17 protein-coding genes are annotated in these 15,858 nt (G+C 50.0%); all 17 read right to left on the bottom strand.

Going from position 1 to position 15,858, the window contains the following annotated elements; all coding sequences use genetic code 11:
* Positions 1–2 precede the first annotated feature (2 nt).
* The 17 genes from ACE3MQ_RS19905 to ACE3MQ_RS19985 all read right to left on the bottom strand — a co-directional run bounded on the left by ACE3MQ_RS19905 (position 3) and on the right by ACE3MQ_RS19985 (position 15,509).
* Complete coding sequence (locus tag ACE3MQ_RS19905) at positions 3–632, bottom strand: hypothetical protein (protein WP_379395885.1); 630 nt, start codon at positions 630–632, stop codon at positions 3–5.
* Entirely contained in the window at positions 629–2,041 is a 1,413-nt protein-coding gene (locus ACE3MQ_RS19910) for a phage tail protein (protein WP_379395887.1), read from the bottom strand. The genes ACE3MQ_RS19905 and ACE3MQ_RS19910 overlap by 4 nt, the downstream gene beginning before the upstream one ends.
* A 2-nt stretch (positions 2,042–2,043) precedes the next feature.
* Positions 2,044–2,637 (bottom strand): hypothetical protein, encoded by a 594-nt coding sequence (locus tag ACE3MQ_RS19915; protein WP_379395889.1) that lies wholly within the window; start codon positions 2,635–2,637, stop codon positions 2,044–2,046.
* A gap of 36 nt (positions 2,638–2,673) precedes the next feature.
* Positions 2,674–3,450: a DNA and RNA helicase gene (locus ACE3MQ_RS19920; RefSeq protein ID WP_379395891.1), complete on the bottom strand. Its 777-nt coding sequence runs from the start codon at positions 3,448–3,450 to the stop codon at positions 2,674–2,676.
* A gap of 70 nt (positions 3,451–3,520) precedes the next feature.
* Complete coding sequence (locus tag ACE3MQ_RS19925) at positions 3,521–4,033, bottom strand: RDD family protein (protein ID WP_379395893.1); 513 nt, start codon at positions 4,031–4,033, stop codon at positions 3,521–3,523.
* A gap of 39 nt (positions 4,034–4,072) precedes the next feature.
* Positions 4,073–4,558 (bottom strand): RDD family protein, encoded by a 486-nt coding sequence (locus ACE3MQ_RS19930; RefSeq protein ID WP_379395895.1) that lies wholly within the window; start codon positions 4,556–4,558, stop codon positions 4,073–4,075.
* A 63-nt stretch (positions 4,559–4,621) separates the two neighbouring features.
* Complete coding sequence (locus ACE3MQ_RS19935; RefSeq protein WP_379395897.1) at positions 4,622–5,107, bottom strand: RDD family protein; 486 nt, start codon at positions 5,105–5,107, stop codon at positions 4,622–4,624.
* Between the two features lie 19 nt (positions 5,108–5,126).
* Positions 5,127–5,603, bottom strand: coding sequence for an RDD family protein (locus ACE3MQ_RS19940; protein ID WP_379395899.1), 477 nt, complete (start codon positions 5,601–5,603; stop codon positions 5,127–5,129).
* A gap of 75 nt (positions 5,604–5,678) precedes the next feature.
* A complete protein-coding gene (locus ACE3MQ_RS19945) occupies positions 5,679–8,327 on the bottom strand; it encodes a molecular chaperone (RefSeq protein WP_379395901.1) in 2,649 nt (882 codons plus the stop codon).
* Positions 8,328–8,434: 107 nt separating this feature from the next.
* Positions 8,435–9,133 carry an iron-dependent peroxidase gene (locus ACE3MQ_RS19950; RefSeq protein ID WP_213643433.1) on the bottom strand — a complete coding sequence of 233 codons (699 nt, stop codon included), beginning with the start codon at positions 9,131–9,133 and terminating at the stop codon, positions 8,435–8,437.
* Complete coding sequence (locus ACE3MQ_RS19955; protein WP_379395904.1) at positions 9,124–10,410, bottom strand: normocyte-binding protein; 1,287 nt, start codon at positions 10,408–10,410, stop codon at positions 9,124–9,126. Before ACE3MQ_RS19955 ends, ACE3MQ_RS19950 begins: the two co-directional genes overlap by 10 nt.
* On the bottom strand, positions 10,407–12,329 hold the full coding sequence (locus ACE3MQ_RS19960) for a serine/threonine protein phosphatase (protein WP_379395906.1): 1,923 nt from the start codon (positions 12,327–12,329) through the stop codon (positions 10,407–10,409). The genes ACE3MQ_RS19955 and ACE3MQ_RS19960 overlap by 4 nt, the downstream gene beginning before the upstream one ends.
* A 45-nt stretch (positions 12,330–12,374) precedes the next feature.
* Positions 12,375–13,259, bottom strand: a complete 885-nt coding sequence (locus tag ACE3MQ_RS19965) for a PP2C family protein-serine/threonine phosphatase (protein WP_379395908.1) — start codon at positions 13,257–13,259, stop codon at positions 12,375–12,377.
* A gap of 15 nt (positions 13,260–13,274) precedes the next feature.
* On the bottom strand, positions 13,275–13,793 hold the full coding sequence (locus ACE3MQ_RS19970; protein WP_110934055.1) for an FHA domain-containing protein: 519 nt from the start codon (positions 13,791–13,793) through the stop codon (positions 13,275–13,277).
* A 41-nt stretch (positions 13,794–13,834) separates the two neighbouring features.
* Positions 13,835–14,374, bottom strand: coding sequence for an FHA domain-containing protein (locus ACE3MQ_RS19975; RefSeq protein ID WP_379395911.1), 540 nt, complete (start codon positions 14,372–14,374; stop codon positions 13,835–13,837).
* 36 nt (positions 14,375–14,410) lie between these two features.
* Positions 14,411–14,869 carry a J domain-containing protein gene (locus ACE3MQ_RS19980; protein WP_379395928.1) on the bottom strand — a complete coding sequence of 153 codons (459 nt, stop codon included), beginning with the start codon at positions 14,867–14,869 and terminating at the stop codon, positions 14,411–14,413.
* 208 nt (positions 14,870–15,077) lie between these two features.
* Positions 15,078–15,509, bottom strand: coding sequence for a hypothetical protein (locus ACE3MQ_RS19985; protein ID WP_019637161.1), 432 nt, complete (start codon positions 15,507–15,509; stop codon positions 15,078–15,080).
* Positions 15,510–15,858 lie beyond the last annotated feature (349 nt).

Below are 15,858 nucleotides of genomic sequence, written 5' to 3' on the forward strand. Positions count from 1 at the left end.
GTTCACTGCTCTGCCGTGATTTCTTCCGGTTCGGCTTCCGGCTGGCCATAGAGCAGCTCGCTGCGATCCCGGTATTCCCCGGCTAGAATGCAAATATTCGGTTTCTTGACCAGCTGGTTGTAGCCCTCGCATTCCAAAATAGAAGGAATCATACTTCTCATAAATTCGATAGTGAACAAATGATATCTTATCGCTTCAATTTGCAAGATTCGTTCAATATCCATCGTTGATACTTTTCGGGCATAGCTTGCTTTAACAGCTTCCAACTCCCGCATTCTCTGAAATAAAGGATTGAATATAAAATCTGCCTGCCAGTGAGATGAACACTCTACAGGATCAAGAAACCAGCGCTCATCATGAATATCAATGCGATAAATAGCCTTATGCTCCATTAAGCTTGTCCGCAGCAAAGAGAGATAGATATATTGGATATCTCCCTTCATCCCTCCTTCTTGAAGCTCGGCCGCCTTTTTACACGCTGAATCCACAGAACTCATGAATTCCGCTATAGTAGCCTCTTGATTCTGGATATAGCTCTCAGAAATGATATCCAAGTCGCCCTGCCAGCGATCAAACACATGATTTTCCAATAAATGACCCAACGCCTCTTCACGACTCATGACAGAACTCATTCGATATTCACCCTGCCCCCGCTCAGCGTGACCTCATCCTCCACTTTAAGCGAAGCATTTCCTTGAACGAATTCAATGCCTGACTCCCCTTGTATGACAATCTTGGCGCCGCCGTTAATTTCGATATCCTCCATAGCCGACAGAGAAATCTTCTTGTCGCTGTTAATTTCGATCCCCCCATCATCGGTGAGTTTCATCAGCAATTGGCCTCCGCCAATAATTTCAACTGCGCCGGGTTTAAACACGATTTCTTTGCCATATTTGGTACTGATACTCTTCACTGAAGGATCGCTTCGTTTCTCAGGATTAGAGGAGTCGGTATCCACCGAGCTCGCAGCAAAAGCATTTTTCTCTTGTTCGTCGGGAAAATAAAGCCGTACTTCATCCCCTTTTTCCGGCATGCAGTACCAGCCGCTCCCATCCGGGGATGAATAAACCGTGGAATAAGCAAACCACATAGCTTCATTCACAGGCTGATCCTGATCAATATGCAGCTTCAGCCTGACCTTATCCTTTGCCACATCAAGGATCGTTCCAAATAACGACGTTCCCGCTAGAGCATAGGGATATTCCGTTCGACAGCGCAGCCCTTTGGCATCTTTTAGATCATAAATACTGCTCAGTATGCCGTTCTCCAGCTTGGTCTCCGCGCGGCTGACATGCAATGTCCGCTTCTGGAAGGTGACCGCTTGGCCCAACTCAAACACCTTGTGGCTTGTAACGGTGTAACTGATGCTACTTTGTTCTGAAATATCCTTGACACCATTCTCTGATTTCAGCTTATAATCTCTTAAATCTTTAGTGATAGCGTAGTTGTATTCATCTAACTTCTGGAGATGATCAGCGTCCGGCAATCCGACATACAGCTTGATCCCGGTTTGAGAGCTGACAGGAATTAGAGGAGCATGGAAATGCGAGGCTAATCTCCTCATAAACGCCCAATCGGTTTCTTGATATTGAACCAGCAATCCACCCGTTTTTTTGCCTTGCGATGCTTCGTCAATGACATCGGAATCAGGGTAGCTTGCTATAATCCGATGAAACAAACTTTTATAAGATAACTCTTTGTTTTGGATAGATCCTGTTTCCTTGCGGATGTCCATAAGGATGGATAAGCTATGAGCTTCAATAGCAATGCTTCTTACACCACGCGCAGCTTGTACGGAGATATTCGTAATTACACCATGAAACAGAGGAATTTCCTTGTCCTTATCCTGGACCGCAACCCGAATGGTATCGCTCGCATTTGCTTGTTCAATATACTTATCCTGCATGTCTTCGGAAATAATGCCGCTAATCAACAGCTTGGCATGTTCATTCATCTGCTTATCGATGATGAGTTCCGTAATTCTCTCGAACTTATAGTTCGACACCACTATATTGGCAGACGTATAGATGATCTCGCTCATGCTTATTCCCCTCCTTCTTCTTCAACATGGACAGTGAGGCTGCGAATTGCTTGATACGCCACATCTCTCCAATCCGGATAATCCTCATACCGGCAGCAGAAGGTTCCCATTAAGACCTTGCCTTCAAACTCGAGGAAATACATGATGTTAAATAAGGCACCGTCGATCACCATATTTTTGAACTCAAAGTATCCGTACGTTTTCTCGTTTACGGTCTCTACCCCGCTTTCATAGAAGACATGGGAGGGATTCGATTTTTGAATCATCGTTTTCATTCCAGCAGACAGTTCCGCTACCATTTCATCCTTTAACTCATGATCTATTCGGTTGAGCGTGAAATTAATGGCTCCCGTCTCATCGCTTCTAATGATTTCAGGCCGTTGTTCATAGGGATACTTGATGGAACGAATCTCCTTAGGCATTTCTTCAAAGTCAGCAGGAAGGTAGAGAGAGATTTTGTCCTCGTAGAAAGACTGCATGGTAAATTCATAATACCGGTTCCCAATTTTCACCGGCCCATCCGTAATCGAACGGGATACCATCGATTGCTCTGCTTCATTAATGATCTGCGTAATCTTCTCATCCATAAACGACATAACTTTTCCTCCTCCTTTTTTGGGGTAAATCCATCCCTAATCCACAATCACCCGCTGGCTGCCGCCCGGGGTCATGCCCAGCCTGCCGCCACCGCCACCGCGGACGCCATCTAGGATGCGGCTAAGATACTTGTGGATCTCCACGTTCGTATACTCCCTGCTGCTCATGCCGAGACGACTGGTCATATAGTGCAAAATGACGTCCCGAGCGAGGGTTCCCTCGTTCATGCACATCATCGTAAACATGAAGTCCTGCGGATCGCCGCTTCCCTTGCGCATCATTTCCTCTGCGAAGCAGCGCAGGATAACCGGGGACAAGGTGCTTTTGCCGTAAGCCGCATAGCGGACATGCAGAACATTCACGGTATTAAATTCAGTCGCCAGGTCCCTGAAGCCCTGGTAGTCCTGGCGCAGCCGGGCGCCTTCCTTCAACTTAAAGCGGCACAGTTCCAGCTCGGAGGCATCCGCCTCGATCTGCTCGTCGATCACGATCTCGCTGCGGAATGTCTGCCAGTCGTTGTCCTCGTGGCCAGCATGGAAGCGAACCTTCAGCGCGGCCTCCCGTCCTGTAGCGCGGTACTTGATACTCACAGTATCTTTCAGCAAATATAGTTGCCCTTGATGCTTGACGATACCGGGATGCACGATCAGAGAATCTGCTCCGACCTCAACATGGGCACCCGAAATGATGCCATCCGTATATTCGTGATAGCAGACGTCCACAAATTCGCGTGGGAAATCCCGCAGATTTTCCAGCATCGCCGTCTTTAGGATCCGGCCCTTCTCAAACTTGGGTGCGATATGGTTAAACATTGCCTTCCCCCCTTCCGGCTGTGACGTTTTACGACTCTCCCAGATAAGTTCTATCTGATCAGATACCCTATCAAACCTGCTGACCCTGCATATGAACTCCGTGCGGGTACATTGGAGGTTGATCTTTGTTCAGTTCGAGTGCTTTCTTTTTCGCAACATATGTGTTTGCAATGATATCGTGGAGAGCCTGTTTCTTTTCTGTGAACCCAGCTATGATAAAACCCACAAAGAACACAGAGGATAGGATTTTACACCAGAATCTACCGCTAGCCCTCCCAAATGATACTCGATGATAATGCTGGTCTACGACAACGATGCCGAGAGCCTTCTTGCCGAGAGTCCCCTGTAATTTGGAAGACTCTAAAATCGCATAATACAGCCAAGGAATTAAGATGTAACACGGTATTCGAAGAAAGAAAATAATTGTCTTGAATAGTCCCGGATCACGAGTGGAAGATCCCATTTCTCTTCCAAGAAGCATATTCAACAAGAACTCAAGAATCGTTAAAGAAAACCCGAGTATGTATGCAATAAAACTATCTAATATACAAGCAACAAACCTTTTCCAAAATCCAGCGTACATAGACTACTCTCCTTCAAATTTGCCGATCCCCTGCTACCCTCAATCCGGCCAGTTGAAGCCCTTGCTTGCCAAATCAAGCTTCCCCGTGGATACCAATGGCTGAAGATTGCTCTTTTTATACAGAAGCATCTCCTTGTTGACGACATATGTATCAGCGATCTTATCGTGCAGCCCCTGCTTGTGCTCCGTAAAAATTGCCATGAAATAACCAATTCCCAAGATGGATGAAATCAGCTTGCTCCAAAATCTAGCGTTGGCCTTGCCCCAGGTAATTCTCTCATCCATATCGTCGACCACGACTACACCTAGCATGATCTTTCCGAAGGTTGCCTGGTATTTGGAAGATTCCATAATAGTGAAATACAGCCACTGAGCGATCAAACTGAATATCACCAGTGTCCCATTGAAACGATACATCAGCTCTTCTGGGGTAATAAAAATAAAGGTAACTATCAATAAGAACAGCACCATAAAAATCCGGTCAACAAACATAGCAAAATACCTTCTCCACAGCACGTCATACATTCACGCTCTTCCCCCCAGTAAACCGCCTACTACACTTCAAATGTAAAACTCAACGCCTTACTTCTACACGGTGGCAGCGGTCTCCATTTGTCTGGCTTTCAATGTTTCTTCCTCTATCAGGCAAGTGCCAGCTACGATATCATGAAGCGCCTGTTTTTTCTTGGTGAAGCCTGCCATGAACCAGCCAATCAATACCGTGAAGGCCGAGAAGCTTTTACTCCAAAACCGTGCAGTCGCCCGGTGAAAAGTAATTCTCTTCCCCTCCTGATTAACTACTCTCAATCCCATCGCCATTTTTCCAAAAGTTGCCTGGAACCTGGAAGATTCCATGATCGTGAAATAATGCCAGAATACAACTAGTAGCAAGATACCTCGAGTAACATTAATTAACACTATTAGTTCATCTAAATACTCATAATAGTTATAAGGATCCTGCAGGTACCAATACCATGCGAAACTGCTCAATATACCAATCACCTGATGAATCGAAGCGACAACCAATAGATCCAATAAGGCTGCTACCGCCCTTTTCCAAAATCGTGCATACACGATGTCTCGCCCTCCTACCTTATGCATGCGCAATGCCCGTTTTGACATCATCGTCTTTCTGACAGTTGAGCATAAAGAGCAGGAAGCTCTTCTTTACTACATAAGTCCCCGCCATTCTGTCATGCAGCGCCTGCCGCTTCTCATGAGAGAAGGCCATCAGGTAGCCTAAGCCAAGAATCAAGCCCGAGAGCAGTTTCCCCCAGTACCTGCTATTAGCCCTTGCGTATGTAATTCGTTCGTAGTCTTTGTCCACGACCATGATTCCAAGTAGTCTCTTGCCAATAGTAGCCTGGTATTTAGATGACTCCATCAGACAGTAGTAAATCCAATCACAGGTGATCGAGATCAATAGATGCGTTAATGCTAAATAGATAGAATTGTATTCAAACAGCTCTCCCGGTAAAATCCAAATGAAACTGATCAATGTAGCCGCCACACCAGTAATAATCCGGTCAATCGCCAGCGCTACGTATCTTCGAAATAAGACCTCGTACATTTCCGCTCTTCCCTTCTTGTCAACACAACTAGTCGCTTAGTTAGTGGCGGAGGCCTAATAACTAAGTTCACTGCTTTACTTCATCCCGTCAAAAAAGTCGAGCTCCGACCGCTCGTTCTCGAACGGAAACAGCTCCTTGCGACCGAGCAGCAGCCCTTCGTCCTGGCGGGCGATCGGCAGCACGTGGAAGCCCCAGTGATTGTCATCCGCAAAGACGAAATACTTCGTCTCTCCGTTCACGATAGAGTCGGTATCGTCCTGCGGAATTTTATCCTGATAGACCGCTTGGATATCCTCATATTTCACGGACTCATAGTCCTTGATCCGGTTATGGTACACATAGCTGTGCCGCAGCACGCCGTCTGATCCCCGCAGGAGGAACTCCACCTCCTGTGTGTGATAAGGCCGGGAGATGAAGCCCAGCACCCGGTTCGTCCGTTCCAGGCTGGAGATTAGCTCCAACTCGCGGCGGTCATGGGTGTATGCGCTGACCGAATACGGGATGACAGCGGCATGATTCGTAATGCTCGTCTCGATGACGCCGGCCTTCCGGGCGTTCAGATAGCGGATCGCTCCGCGCAGGCAGGCCAGTTTCAACTCGGGAACACGGCCTTCGACGGGTTTTTGCCTGAATTCGATGCTCCGTCCCGGTACAAACTCCTTTAGCGCCTCCCGAAACACCTCGATCCGGCAGGATTGCCCTGTCAGCTTAATAATCGAATACTGGCCCAGCACGCCGTCCTGGTAGAATCCATCCAGAAATTTGCGCAGCACCTCGTAGATATCCCCTTTGATCAGCTGGGTAATTTCCTTGATATTGAACACGACATTCGGAATTTCATATTCATCCTTCAATTCACCGCCCCGCAGCACCGACAGGAACCATCGCTCCATCGTCGTGATCTGCAAATCGTTATCCCGGCTATCGTCCTCCTCTGCGTCGAAGCGGTTCCTCAGGATTCCGGTCTTGCGGAAAAACTGTTCCTTCATGCCCTCGGCAATCTCCCACAAGAAATAAAAATTGCCGCGAACCCGGTAATACTCGTCCCGCGAGCGATTCTCGTACATTGCAAAGGCGGTCGGAATCATCGCCTCCGCCTCACGATAACGTCGCTCCAGTTCGGTATACACCGCGGCTACGCCGTTCTCATCCACTTCGCGGAACAAGTCGTTTGCCGGAATATCAATCAAATCATCGATATCCGTCACTCTGCGCCGCCCGCTTGTGTAATAATCCGCGAATATGATTTTCATAAACTGCATAATGCGATATGTAATGTTGTTGCCGCCAAAATGCGTATCCCCGTTCTCATACGTCGCGTCCATCACGATGCGGTAGGACATATGCCCGTCCTCAACGCGGAAGCGGCAGGAGGATAAATCCGTCGTTCCGCCCCCGCAGTCGATCACGAGTGCTTTATACTCCGTCCCCTCCATGAATATATTGCGTTCCAGGCCGTCCGCAATTGTGTTGTACAGTACGGCCATCCCCTCATCCAGCGCCTCCTGCTGCTCAATTCGATAATCCGGCAAAATCTCAGCGAACATTTTAAGGAACGGGGCCTTCATCTTGACGGGACTCGAGAAATGCAGGTTCTTGAACTTGCATTTGAATTGATGTTCCGCCATCTGGATAACGTATTTCAAATACGCCTGGATGATATCCCGCCGCAGTACGGAAGCCGTATTTCCTTCGCTGTCCATAATTTCGACAGGCTGGTTATAGCTGTTCACCCAGCGTTTAAGCCCCTGAAATACCGAAGCCCGGCTGCTGTAGCTGCTGCGGCGGATATTCAACAACGCCTCATGGCCGAACTGGTATTTTACCGCTGCCGGGTCAGAGCAATCGGCTACGCTGACCGCGGTAGGCAGGGCTTCGATCCATTCCGTTCTTCGGTACGTCGTGTCGGGAAACTTCACGAAATTCACTTCATTGGAGCGAATATGACCGTTTAACACATCTAGACTGCTCGGAGACTGCGCGTACCCGTGGTATAAAAAAGCGCCGGCCGTTGTACTGGAAGTACCGAAATCGATCCCCAGCACGGCATCCGTCTTTTGCAGTTCCCGTATGTCCAGCTCAGCCAGCGGAATTTTATAATATTGGATTTGGATGGGCGGCAGCACCTGCGCCTGGTAATACGCCTTATACACGTATTCCGAATCGCGCTTGCGGAGGAACAATAGGCTGTACTGGCGATTAGACGTGCGTTGCCATTCCATGCTGCTGTCCGCCGCCAAATAAAAGCTGCCCGCCTCGCCCTCCTCTTTGCGCAAATGAAGAATGCCGCAGAGCTCCATCCGGTCGTTGACGAGCAGTACATTGGACTCCGCAAATACCGCAGGGGCCTTCACCTTATAGCCGTCGCTTTTATCGATGGCGATGTTTGGATAAATGACGATGCGGGCTGGAACACGAATGCCCCCGTCCCCTTGAAGCGATGCCTGCATGTATTTGCGTATCACCGTCTTTACGCGTTCGAAACCGCCTTCGCAGAAAGGGCCGATGAACATTTCTTCGTCCGCGCCCAAATACTTCAGGATGACGCGGATCATTTCTTCCCGGTCCAGCCGATGGCTAAGCCCCTCTACGAGCCGTTCCCGGTAGCAAATATTCCGCAGTTGGAAGGTGGTCATCTCCGTAAGCTCATCCTGCGTATATGAAACCTTCCCGCGCACCCGCTGTTGGCTGGTGGAATCCGTATACAGTTTATAGCCCTTCATGCTTGATCAATTCCTCCTCCAAAATGGTTAGGGGCATCCTTAAAAATACGTGTTCAAAAAGTCGAATTTTCAGCACTGAGAAGGTTGAGTGAAGTCACTGCCTCTCTCTAATACATGGCGATGCGATCTTGGATCATCGTATCCGCGGCATCGATAATCCCCACATGGCAATCCCAATACACCTCGGTGCGGTAGCGAACCGGGAGGAACAGCTCCATCAGCAGCTCCAGCTTCCGGCCGGCGAGCTCCGTCTTCTTCTGACCGATGTAGAACAGCATCTCATCCTTCTCCTCGCTGTTGACATAAATCGTCGAGCGGCGAAACATTCGGCTTACCGTGCTTCGAAGCAGGTTCAGCGTCTCTCCCGTGTCATACATGCGGAGGATTGCGCAGGCGATCCACTCCCGTTCATCCCGCTCGAACAGACCGATCCGATCCTTTACCCGCTCGCCGAACGCCCCGGCTTCCAAATCCCGCAGGACGAATCGTATGTGATATTCCCGCTTATTCATGCCCTGCATAAAGTCCAGCTCGGCAAGGAAATGAATCAGAATATCAAACAGCGTATGGCGGATCTCCTCATCTTCCGTCAAATTGATGTTCAACAAATCGCGGAACACATCGGAGAATCGATAGAACGGGTTGACCTCTACCTCGACCTGCTCGCCCGCTGCGGCATTTAAATCCTCTAAACTAAGCTCCATGTAAGGCGAGTACACCTTGGCCGGAAGGAAAGTAACATCCCGCTTATGAATTCCGGATTCCTGCGCCTGAACGAGCAAATCCCAAATGTAATTCAAGCCCATTCTCCTTCACAGCGATATTCGGGGAACGACATCTGGACTTGGGACACCAAAAAGCTCATCATATCCTCGGCTAAATAACCCAACTCCTTGCCGGATTCCCGGTAGATGAATTTCAGGCACATCCGCCATTTTCCATTATCCACCCGAACTTCATCCGTAATGAACCGGTTCAACTCATAGGTCAGCGCGTTATTGGCGGAAGGAGGGCGAATCTCCACATCCACGAGCTCCAGCCATTCCGATACGGCAAAAGAATGGATAATCCGCACGATCTCGCCCTTGGAGCGAACGACCTGTCCTTGACTGCGGCCATAATTGCTGATGAAATCGTCCCGCTGCCGGTTCGACATCAGTGCGTAACTCAGCTTGCCCATGCCTGTACTAACCGGCTCTACCACCATCAATACCTGCCAGGAATCGGATTTATCACGCGTCGATACAACGGTCAGTTCCTCCGGCGAACGCTTGATGTAACGAATGCTGTCGTCATTGGTGTCGACCAGATAGCCATGCTGCAGCCCGCTTTTGCGCAGCGGCAGCACATGCTCGAAATTCACGCGATCAGCCGCAGGAACCGGGAATCCTCCCGTTTTCAATTCCAGGCGCTGAATGTTCCAGAGCGGAACTAGATCCGTTCTTTTATATGCTTCGTATTCCTCCAGATGAACGGTGATCTCCTGAACTTCCTCTTCTTCCGCCAATTGTACGTCTCCCCCGATCAATACGACGTTCACAAACTTGTAAGCGTAAGGATGATTGATCGTTTTCCAAGGCAGGCCATTGCTTAGAAAAACATGATACAGCTTCTCGATTTCTCGTATGTATGTGTTGTTCCGCTCCAGCCTGACTTGTATGGCATGACGGCTTCTATTCGTAACCAGCTCTCCGCGAAACGTCCGGTCGCTATAGAGCAGCTCCTGGATCATTGGATATTTGCATTCCAGAAACAAGGAGAACAACGGGAGCTTTTCCCCCTCGTTTAGACGGGCAACCAAATTCTGCAGATCAATCCTGCGCGGCTCCGTATCCTCTGGAACCATCGGAAACAAATACTCGTGCAGAGGATCCCATTCCTCCCGGCGGCACATCCCCACATACACATCGTATTTGCTGTCCTGATTGCCGACCTCCTCGAATACTCGCCGCTCAATCTGACGGTTCAGCTCCTCCTGATATTCGACCAGGCCGAGGAACACGCCGCTCATCAGATTGCGAAGCACCCGGCGCTGCTGCAAATCCTCCATTTTACTGAGCCGATCCATCACGATATCCTTCATGATCCCCCACCTCCTTCCGGCGTAGCTGACCGATCCTGACTGCTGTTCGTGGAACTTGCCGGGCCTACTCCTGACTGCTCGGATCCGGCGGTTGTACCCGGATTTACCGGACTCGGCCCTGATGACGCTGATCCATTAGGCGAAGAATTGCTTGCTGAAGCTTGATCCTCGCTTCCTTCATAGCTAGAGGCTCCGTCAACGCTAGATCCCGAAGCACCGCTCCACTCGGAACCCCCGCCGGATCCATTCCTCCCGTTCGATCCACTATATCCACTTGAGCCATTCAACCCGTTCATTCCATTCGTTCCCTGCGTCCCGGACATGCCTGAAACGGGCACACCTCCTGCCGATACCGAGTCTGCCTGCCCCGCCGCTGGCACGATGGGATTGCGCTTCTCGTCGGCTTTGGCAATTTTGCGCTCCATTGCCAGCACCCGCTCCAGCTTGTCGATCTCCTGGTAGATTTCCTGGGCCAGCGTATAAGCCTCGATGGCGGCGTTATAATCTAGCGCAGCTAGCGCACGGTCACCTTTTTTCTCCAAATTATCGGCCTGAAGCGTCTTGGTCTCCCGATAAATGGTATTGATTTTCCCCTCGGCCTCTTCCATCTTCGTCTCCAACTGCTTCTGACCGCTCGGGTAATTCGCTTCAATCGCTGCCCTGTATGCCTTCTTGTATGTCTCCAGCGCGCCGGTGTAATCCTGATTTTGGAACTGCATATCGCCTTCCTTCATCACTTCCGTCAGCTTCGCAACCGCCTCGCTGCGCTCGATTCTCGCCTGAATATCCTCCACCTTGAACGGCTTGTACTTCTCCGCCTCACCCAGCGCTTTCGTATAGCTGTCCACCGCCATATCGAAGCTGCCATCCTTCACGTATTCGTCGCCGTCCGTCATGGCTTGGGCCACGCGCTGCTTGTTGCGAAGCAATTGAAAATGCAGCTTGTCCTTCAGCTTGCTCGCCGCGTTCTTCGCTTCGCTGTACGCCTTAAGCGCCTTCGGATAATCGCCTGCGGATGCGTATTCGTCGCCGTCCTGCTCAAACTCGGTCATCTGCACGACCGTCTCGGCCAGCTTCGCTGCCTGCCTGGCCTTCGCATACCAGATGCCGCCCCCGGCAATCGCCATGGTCAACAGCAATATCGCGATGCGCATAATCCATTTCTTACGGTTCTTGGGTGTCTCGGTAAACGTCTTATTGGCGAAAACAGCGGCTGCGGTATAATTGTTCACCATTTGCTGCTGCTTGCTGAGGACGATGTCCTCCAGCGTATCCGTCAAGCTGTCGGGATCACTCGATTCCGCCAGTGCATCGAGCATTTCCGGCAGCTCGACCTCTTCCCAAATCCCCGGTGTGCATAGAAGAAGCACGTCTCCGTCCGAGAGCGGAGTTTTATCCGAAATATAGGGTTCAAAACGATCTGGCCGCCCCATGTAGCTCAATAAATTTCCTCGCTCCTCATGGCCGGACAATCCTTCCTCGGACACCCTTCCGTCCTCCAGAAGCAACTGCGCCAGGCTCTGATCCTTCGAACGCAAATTCAGCCGGCCACCGCGAAAATGGTACAACCGTGCATTGCCACAGGTTGCCCACACCATCTGTGTGTAATTCGTCACGACAACGAGCACGCTGGCTTTAAGCCGGACTCTTCGGCTTTCAAACTTCAACCACTCATGAGCCGCCTCCAAATCCTGTCGGATTTTTCTCCGCGACAAGGAAGGCTTCTCCATAAAATTCTCCAGGATGACACTGACCGCCATTTTCGCGCTATGCACCTCTCGATCCGTATCGAGGCCGTCCGCAATGACGTAGCAAGCCATGTCCTCAAGCTCCACGAAGGCAAAATAATCTCTGTTGTCGATAAACGAACCGGCTTCGGAGACAAATGCGGTCTTGAAATCGCTGTTCTCCTTTCTCATGTGTTCCTCCGTTTCCCCCGTCCTGCTGCGAGAATTATTGATGTGTTAATCCATTTGCAAAATGATGAGCGTTGCATTGTCCTGATGCTTGTAGCTCTTGCGCTGGATCAAGCTAATCATCTCTTCCGCAGCATCCTGCGGCGGCAAGCCCTGCATCAAAATCTGCTCCATCTCCACTTCGGTCAGTGCATCGTATACCCCGTCACTACACAGAATGATCGTGTCATTCGCTTGCAGGGATACCGGATCGCCAACCTCCATGCTTTTAAAACCGCCATATCCCAAATAGTTGATCAGTTGGTTGCGCATCGGGTTTTCCTTGGCTTCCTCCTTGCTGATTTCGCCGGATAAATACTTCTCCTCCAGCACCGTCTCCAGAGTATGCTTGGAATTGATCGGAATAAATTCGCCATCCCTAAACAGAATAATCATGCTGTCTCCAACCGCACCCCAATGCAGCAATCCCCCAGACACGATGCCCACGACGAGCGTTGTTCCTCCGGTTTCCCCGCCAAGCTGCTCCAGGATTGCCCGGTTGCTGACCAATGCCGCTTTGTGAAAATACTCGGGAATATCCGCCGGATCATCCACTTTCAAATACTCTCTCGAGAACATCGTCACGGCCAGTGTGCTGGCCATTCTTCCATGCGACAACCCGCTAATGCCGTCGGCGATCGCAGCCATCGTACCAATTCGCGTAGTCGAGCTGGAGAAATAATCATCCTGCTCTTCCCGCCTGCCAATCGTCTGGGCATTCCCGATTTTGACCGTTTCAATGATATCTGGAATATACATGGGTTCGGGATCTTCAGGCGACATGTCTACAACAGGGGTAGTACGCAGCTTTTGCCGCATAACAAGCAATACGGCGACGACGATCAGCGCAGCCGCAACGATGCCGTATGATTCGAAAAAATTCCAATCCTCCATCATTACCATCCGTTCTTAACTGTTATCCCACTCAAAATGTGGTCCGCATAAAGGCACAAACACAAATTTACTGCGCCCGAGCTGGATTAAATCATAGGCGTTAAGCTCAGCCGGCGTATATACCGCTTCATTGTTGTGATAAGCCAGCCCCGAGGCATCGCCCGGCAGCAAATAAAAATTCCGCTTCTTCGGATCGTAGACGATCACAGCATGATTGCGTCTGGACACTGCATTATCCCCGATAATCCGAATCTGCATTTCCTCCGCGCGGCCGATGAAATTTTTCTCGGCCATAATGCGGTAATCCTGTCCCATCTGCGGGCCCTCGACACATACTAACCAGCCGGTTACCGGCTGAATGCCCGTCGTCTCCCCCAGATAAGGCATCGTCTTCTCTTCCATATCCTCCGCGACCTGGGGTCTGCGCGATTCGTTCCGCGAAGGCTGCTCTAGCGTCGTATTGCAATATGGACAAGTGTTGCCATGCTTTCTCGTACTGAACATGTGTCCATTCAGGCATCTCGTCAAGCTCATCTTCGATTCAATCCCCCATTTGTAAGTAAGTGTGTTCTCCGTTATTTCACTAACAACCGCGTATTAGCAATAAAGATCATATCCCCTGTACCAATCTGTACAGGCTCTTCGACAACGAGCCGGTTCGCCTCGCTGCGTCCTGCTTTACGGATGCCTGTCCCGCTGTGGGAATCCGCATCTTCAATGAACCACTGATCGCCAACGCGATTCAGGACAGCATGCTCGGAGCTGACAAGCGACGCATACTCGCAGTCCGACAAATCTATGTCAACCTCGCCTCGCTGCGTGTTTTTTCCGATCAGAACTGAGGTTTCTCCCTTGACGTACCATTCCTTCACGCGCTCTCCGTCATCATCGAGCAGCACGATCTTCGCGACCGCTTCCCTCGCTACCTGTGGCTTATCATTGGAACGACCACCGGTCCAAATCAACACGCTGGCAATCACAGCCGATGCCGCGACGATGGACATTTGCCATGTGTAAAGTAAAGGACGGAGCAGGGCATACAGCACCATACCGGCTAATATTCCGTATATCAACAGATCAATAAGTGTAATCCATTTGTGGTTCTCCGGCTTCAAGTCGCTCCCCCCGTCAATGTATGTATGCAATATCCGTTATTTTTTATAGCCAAAAAATTGATTGAACATCGCTGAAGTATCCAGTGGATTCTTCTCGTTTGCTTCCTTATCCTGCGAATCTGACTGCCCCTTGGGCGGCATGCCAAAAAACTGCTCAAATTGCTTGCGTATCTCAGCTGGATTGAAGCCCTCTGACTCCACCTTAGCCGAAGCTTTGCCAGACGAACTCTGTCCGCTCTGCCCAGCCTCCGACCTGCCATTCTTCTGCCCTGAGGATCGATTGGCATTAGCCTGCTTCTCGTCGTAAGCTGTACGAAGCTGCTCATCGCTTAAGGTCTCGTAAGCCTCGACAATCAGCTTGAACCTGGCTTCCGCATCTGCATTCCCCGGATTGACGTCTGGATGATAACGCTTGGCCAGCCTGCGATAGGCTTGACGAATCTCGGCTGACGTTGCCTGCCGGGAAACTCCGAGCTGGTCATAATAATCAGTCACGTTCAACGCGTTCCCCCGCTTTCGCTTGTGCCTTTTTCGGCCTGATCAAAAGAGCGCCTGACTTGCCTTCGTGCTTTTCCCGCTGTGGCCAGGTTATCCTCCGGCAGCCTCTCTTATTTCAAACGGCCGTTCGCACAAGGTATAGTAAATCTCAAGGGGCTTGGCCCCTTGAGATTGCTTGCTACCCTGATACTATGAGTGCAGTGAATTAATTGCTTGCGTCGTAGCCGCCGTTAAGCTTAGCCAACTCGGTTTTGTCTTTCTTCTGCTTCACGTACAGCTCGAAAGTACCTACGCCTTCGGTGTCGCCGAATGTTTCTTTGTAATCCACCACAAAAGCGTTAGGGAATGTAATTTCCCGAACCACTTGATCCGCTGCGATCACTTCAAGCGTCAGCTTGCGGTAGCAATCCGCCTTTTCTGCAGGAACCAAAGACCACAGCGCCAGTTTCAGCGTGTCATCCGCTTTGTCGCCGTCAGTAGCAGTAATGATTTTACCGCTGATTTTCAATGTGGAACCAACATCAGTTGATCTAGCATTTGAATCATCCGGTGTATCCGTGTCATAAATCACTTTCTGAATGTTGTCCAATCCGAGCTCGATCGTTTCGGCTCCTTCTACCTTCAATCTGAATCCCATACGTAAATCCTCCTTAACATAAGTGAAATATTTGTTCGGGCAGATGTTCTTGCCCAAAATTTATGTAACGAGACGAACCGTTGAAGGAGCGTCTCCCACATACAAATTATGTTAGTACTTCCTGATAAAAGTGGCACCTATCAAAATCAATAGGTCTCAGTCATTGTTTTCCTGATTCAAAAGTTGTTTTTCGAATTTCCTTTAGGCAACTTTTCAGCACCGAGAAGGTTGAATGAAGCTAGGGACTGAGGAGCGGAGCGTAGGCAAAACCTACGTGAGCACCGGAAGGCCCGGGTGAATTCAAGATTCGATACCGAGTATTCCCTCAGTTCCCGCTTCGTGATCAAAA

It is taken from the genome of Paenibacillus lentus (assembly GCF_042714055.1).
Taxonomy (GTDB): domain Bacteria; phylum Bacillota; class Bacilli; order Paenibacillales; family Paenibacillaceae; genus Fontibacillus; species Fontibacillus lentus_A.